Below are 5,948 nucleotides of genomic sequence, written 5' to 3' on the forward strand. Positions count from 1 at the left end.
GCCCCGCCACATCTCCATGCACCCGTGCGGCGTCATCCTCGGCGACGCCACCCTGCTGGACCGCACCCCCGTGCAGCCCAGCGGCCTGGGCCTGCCCATGAGCCAGTTCGACAAGCACGACATGGACCCCATGGGCATGCTGAAACTCGATGTCCTTGGCGTCCGGATGCAGAGCGCGATGGCCTTCGCCGTCCGGGAAGTGATCCGTCTGCATCCCTCCAAAGCCGAGGTGGTGGCCGCCGGCGCGCATCCGGCCGGCCCGGACGGGACGGGCCCGGATTACATCTCAGGGGACGGGCACATCGACCTCAACGCGGTCCCGCTCGATGACGAGCCCACCTATGAGCTGATCAGGAGCACCCACACCCTGGGCTGCTTCCAGATCGAATCCCCGGGCCAGCGCGAACTGATCGGCAAGTTGGCCCCCCGGGAATTCAACGACCTCATCATTGACATCTCGCTGTTCCGCCCGGGGCCGATGAAATCCGACATGGTCCGGCCCTTCCTGGAGCACCGGCACGGATTCGCCCCCGAGGTCTACCCGCATCCCGACCTCAAGCCTGTCCTGAAAGAGACCCACGGGGTCACGGTCTTCCACGAACAAATCCTCAAGACCTTCGACGTCATGACCGGGTGCGGGCTGGCGCGGGCCGACGAATTCCGCCGTGCCCTCGGCAATGACGTGCTTGAAGCCAGGGTGGAGGAGTTCTTCCGGAAGGAGGCGCGTGCCCGGAACTACAGTCCCGAGGTGGTGGACAAGGTCTGGGGGACCCTCAAGGCTTTCGGCAGCTTCGGGTTCTGCAAAGCCCACGGAGCCGCCTTCGCCGTGCCCACCTACCAGTCGGCCTGGCTGAAGGCACACCACCCGGAGGCGTTCCTCGCCGGGCTCTGGGAACACGACCCCGGGATGTATCCCAAACGCCTGCTCGTGGCCGAGGCCCGCCGGCTGGGGATCCCTATCCTTCCCCTCGACATCAACCGGAGCCAGGCCGAGTACCGGGTGGAGCGGGTGGAATCCGGGCCGGACCGGGGCAGGCTGGGCATCCGGCTGAGCCTGAACGGCATCTTCGGGCTCTCCGGCGCCGAGCTGAAACGGATTGTGGCCGGCCAGCCCTACGACTCTCTGGCGGACCTGCGGGCCAGGTCGCGGCTCAGCCGGCCCAGCATCCAGCGCCTGGCCCAGCTGGGCGCCTTCGATTCGTTGCACCGGGCGTCCGGGGGAGACGCCAACCGGGCGGACCTGGTCCAGCACCTGCAGAAACTCCAGGCCCGCACCCTCCGGAAGGGCGTGGAAGTCATTGAGGGCCAGCTGGCGTTGCCGCTGGGGGACGTGGAGCTGACGAACCTCAAGGCGGCACTGCCCGCACCCAGCATGGTGGATAACGTCCGCGCGGAACTGGACCTGATGGCCGTGGACGTCAGCGAGCACCTCATGACCAGCCACCGCCCGCTGCTGGACCGGCTGGGCGTCACCACCGCGGACAAGCTGCTGGGACTGCGCAACGGCACGGAGGTGCTGGTTGCCGGTGTCCGGGTGGCCACCCAGACCCCGCCCATGAGGGGCGGCCGGCGGGTGGTGTTCATCAGCGTCGACGACGGCACGGGCTGCGTGGATTCGGTGTTCTTCCACGAGGCGCAGGAGCAGTCCGGACCCTTGCTGTTCGGCACCCGCCTGCTCCTGATCCGCGGCACCACCCGCCGGACCGGGCCGCGGGGGATCAGCATCAGCGCCTCCATGGCCTGGGACCTCAGCCGCCCGGAGACCCTCCCGTTCCCGGCATCGGCTCCCGGCGCCGCCGGCCGGCAGGAGCCTTACCTGTCCGGCCCCCTGGACGGGATCAGCAGGAACCTCGCCATCACCGGGCTGGGCGGCTGACCGGCCGGCGGTGCGGCTCGCTCGTGGCGCGTTGGTTGGCCTCTGGAGAAACCGATAGCATGGACGAGGCTGGCTGTGGTCCCCGTACGCCACAAGCTACGAAGCCTTAACTTTGAATAGGAGACACCCGTGTCAGATGCCCAGCAGATCACCCTTCTCGTCGACGGCGAAGAGACCAAGGTGACTACCGGGACTACCGGCGCGGAACTCTTCTTTGAGCGCCGCGACGTCGTTGTGGCCCGCGTTAACGGCGAGTTGAAGGACCTGGACCAGCCCCTTCCCGAGGACGCCAATGTCGAGGCCGTCACCATTGATTCCCCGGACGGGCTCAACGTCCTGCGCCACTCCACGGCCCACGTCATGGCCCAGGCCGTGCAGCAGCTGCGCCCCGACGCGAAGCTCGGCATCGGCCCCTACATCACGGACGGCTTCTACTTCGACTTCGACGTCGCGGAACCGTTCACCCCGGAAGACCTCCGCCAGCTCGAAAAGATGATGCAGAAGATCATCAACCAGAACCAGAAGTTCGTGCGCCGCGTCGTGTCCGAGGACGAGGCCCGCGAAGCGATGAAGGACGAGCCCTACAAGCTCGAACTGCTGGGCAGGAAGAATGACGCCGCCGAGGCCGGCGAGGGAGTCAACGTTGAGGTCGGCGCCGGCGACATCACCATTTACGACAACGTGGACCGCAAGAGCGGCGACAGCATCTGGTGCGATCTGTGCCGCGGCCCGCACCTGCCGAACACCAAGCTGATCTCCAACGCCTTTGCCCTGACCCGTTCCTCGGCCGCCTACTGGCTGGGCAACCAGAACAACCAGCAGCTGCAGCGCATCTACGGCACCGCCTGGCCCACCAAGGACGCGCTCAAGGCCTACCAGGAGCGCATTGCCGAGGCCGAGCGCCGCGACCACCGCAAGCTCGGCGCGGAACTGGACCTGTTCTCCTTCCCGGACGAGCTCGGCTCCGGTCTGCCGGTCTTCCACCCCAAGGGCGGCATTATCCGCAAGGCCATGGAGGACTACTCCCGCCAGCGCCACGTCGATGCCGGCTACGACTTCGTCTACACCCCGCACATCACCAAGGGCCACCTCTACGAGGTCTCCGGCCACCTGGACTGGTACCGCGAGGGCATGTTCCCGGCGATGCACATCGACGCGGAACTGAACGAGGACGGCACCGTGCGCAAGCCCGGCCAGGACTACTACCTCAAGCCGATGAACTGCCCCATGCACAACCTGATCTTCCGGTCCCGCGGCCGCTCCTACCGCGAACTGCCGCTGCGGCTCTTCGAGTTCGGCTCGGTCTACCGCTACGAGAAGTCCGGCGTGGTGCACGGCCTGACCCGCGTCCGGGGCATGACCCAGGACGACGCCCACATCTACTGCACCCGCGAGCAGATGAAGGATGAGCTCACCAGCACGCTGAACTTCGTCCTGGGCCTGCTCAAGGACTACGGCCTGGACGACTTCTACCTCGAGCTCTCCACCAAGAACGAGGACAAGTTTGTCGGCGACGACGCCACATGGGACGAAGCCACCCGCACCCTCGCCGAGGTGGCCGAAGCCTCCGGGCTCGAGCTCATCCCGGATCCGGGCGGAGCCGCATTCTACGGCCCCAAGATTTCCGTCCAGGCTAAGGATGCGCTCGGCCGGACCTGGCAGATGTCCACCATCCAGCTGGACTTCAACCTGCCCGAGCGGTTCGAACTCGAGTTCCAGGCCGCCGACGGCACCCGGCAGCGGCCCGTGATGATCCACCGCGCCCTGTTCGGCTCTGTGGAGCGCTTCATGGGCGTGCTCACCGAACACTACGCCGGCGCCTTCCCCGCCTGGCTCGCACCGGTCCAGGTGGTGGGCATCCCGGTGGCGGAGGCATTCAACGACTACATGTTCGACGTCGTGGACCAGCTCAAGGCGGCCGGTATCCGCGCCGAGGTGGACATCTCCTCGGACCGTTTCCCGAAGAAGATCCGCACGGCCAGCAAGGACAAGATCCCGTTCGTGCTGATCGCCGGCGGGGACGACGCCGAGGCCGGTGCCGTGTCCTTCCGCTTCCGCGACGGCAGCCAGGACAACGGCGTGCCCGTGTCCGAGGCCGTGCAGCGGATCGTCGACGCTGTCCGAAACCGGACCAGCTAGGAAGACGGAAGGGCAGCGCGTGCAGGAAACCACAGGGGCCGGGCCGGAGTATCCGGGCGACCACGCCGTGACGGACGACTTCAGCCTGGCCGGGGTCCCGGACGCTTTCCAGCGCCTGTGGACCCCGCACCGGATGGCGTACATCAAGGGCGGCCAGCACCAGTTCAAGAACCCGGACGACTGCCCGTTCTGCGCCGCGCCCGAGCGGGGCGATGAGGACTCCCTGATCGTCTACCGGGGAAGGACGAGCTACGTGGTGCTGAACCTCTTTCCGTACAACCCGGGCCACCTGCTGGTCTGCCCCTACCGGCACATCCCGGACTACACGGACCTCACGGTCGAGGAAACGGCGGAATTTTCCGAACTGACCCAGACGGCCATGCGGGTGCTGCGCAAAGTCGCCAACCCTTCCGGTTTCAACCTGGGCATGAACCAGGGCGTCACCGGCGGGGCGGGCATCGCCGGCCACCTGCACCAGCACGTGGTGCCGCGCTGGGGCGGTGACGGAAATTTCTTCCCCATCATTGCCCAGACCAAGGCGGTCACGCAGACCCTCGGTGAGGTCCGTCAGCAGGTCGCCGACGCATGGCCGCAGGAAATGCCCGCGCCGCAGCACAAAGCCGGGGAGAAGGATGCTTAACAGGCACGCCCGGGGCTTCTTCACCGCCCTGTTTTCCCCGGTTGCCCGCTGGCTGCTGAGGATCGGGGTCTCTCCCGACGCAGTGACCGTGGTCGGCACGCTCGGCGTCGTGATCGGCGCTCTCGTGTTCTACCCGTTCGGGCAGCTCTTCTGGGGGACCGTGTTCATCACGGCGTTCATTTTCTCCGACGTTATTGACGGCATCATGGCCCGGATGCAGCAGCGCGGCGGCCGGTGGGGCAATTTCCTGGACTCCACCCTTGACCGCGTGGCTGACGGCGCCCTGTTCGCCGGCGTCGCCGTCTGGTTCTTCACCGGCGGCGCCAACCCGGCCATCGCCGTCGCCGCCATTCTCTGCCTGGTGCTCGGCATGGTGGTCTCCTATGCGCGGGCCAAGGCCGAGGCCCTGGGCTTCCACGCCAACGTGGGCATCGCCGAGCGCGCCGAGCGCCTCGTGTCCGTGCTGGTGGTCACGGGACTCACCGGACTGGGCCTGACCCCGGTGGTGCTCTTCGTGACGCTGTGCCTGCTCGCGACAGCGAGCCTGGTGACGGTGATCCAGCGCATCGTGACAGTGCACCGCCAGTCGCTGGCGGAACCGGAAGGTACCGCCACGGAACGTCCCGCCTGACGGCGCCACACGGCACCCCGGCGGCCGCGCCGAATCCCAGTCCCCGCGCGGCATTCGACTGCTGTAACCCGAATTCTGCCGCGCCCCGGCCGGGGGATAGTATTAGCTTTACCGGCCAATGGATCCGGTAATCCGGTGTGTGCGAGACACGGCATGAACGTGCCGTCCGCACCCCGGCGAGGTCATCTATCTACCCATAGGGGTTTTTGTGTCTACACCTGATGTAAGCAGCGAAGCCGGCGCGTCCGCGAAGAACGTCACGGGCAGCAGCCGCGTCAAGCGCGGCATGGCTGAGATGCTCAAGGGCGGCGTCATCATGGACGTCGTCAACGCCGAGCAGGCCCGCATCGCCGAAGACGCCGGTGCCGTGGCCGTGATGGCGCTGGAACGCGTTCCGGCCGATATCCGCGCCCAGGGCGGCGTGTCCCGCATGTCCGATCCCGACATGATCGACAAGATCATCGCGGCCGTGTCCGTGCCCGTGATGGCCAAGGCCCGGATCGGGCACTTCGTCGAGGCGCAGGTGCTGCAGTCCCTCGGCGTGGACTACATCGACGAGTCCGAGGTCCTGACCCCGGCGGACTACACCAACCACATCGACAAGTGGAACTTCACCGTTCCGTTCGTCTGCGGTGCGACCAACCTGGGCGAGGCGCTGCGCC

The 5,948-nt window shown here is 67.1% G+C and carries 3 protein-coding genes and 2 pseudogenes; all 5 read left to right on the plus strand.

What is annotated here, in order from left to right:
• Nucleotides 1–1,876: pseudogene (locus Y706_RS26115) on the plus strand (DNA polymerase III subunit alpha); the annotation flags it as partial.
• Nucleotides 1,877–2,005: 129 nt separating this feature from the next.
• A complete protein-coding gene (thrS, locus tag Y706_RS0117035; protein ID WP_028277550.1) occupies nucleotides 2,006–4,015 on the plus strand; it encodes a threonine--tRNA ligase in 2,010 nt (669 codons plus the stop codon).
• A 19-nt stretch (nucleotides 4,016–4,034) separates the two neighbouring features.
• Nucleotides 4,035–4,655 carry an HIT family protein gene (locus tag Y706_RS0117040; protein WP_028277551.1) on the plus strand — a complete coding sequence of 207 codons (621 nt, stop codon included), beginning with the start codon at nucleotides 4,035–4,037 and terminating at the stop codon, nucleotides 4,653–4,655.
• Nucleotides 4,648–5,286 (plus strand): phosphatidylinositol phosphate synthase, encoded by a 639-nt coding sequence (gene pgsA / locus Y706_RS0117045; RefSeq protein ID WP_028277552.1) that lies wholly within the window; start codon nucleotides 4,648–4,650, stop codon nucleotides 5,284–5,286. The genes Y706_RS0117040 and pgsA overlap by 8 nt, the downstream gene beginning before the upstream one ends.
• Before the next feature lie 286 nt (nucleotides 5,287–5,572).
• Nucleotides 5,573–5,948: pseudogene (locus tag Y706_RS26120) on the plus strand (pyridoxal 5'-phosphate synthase lyase subunit PdxS); the annotation flags it as partial.

The organism is Arthrobacter sp. I3 (assembly GCF_000520575.1).
In the GTDB taxonomy this organism is placed as follows: Bacteria; Actinomycetota; Actinomycetes; order Actinomycetales; family Micrococcaceae; genus Arthrobacter; species Arthrobacter humicola_A.

Coding starts and splice junctions, on each gene's coding strand:
- pgsA (WP_028277552.1), top strand. CDS start 4,648: ATGCTTAACAGGCACGCCCGGGGCTTCTTCACCGCCCTGTTTTCCCCG.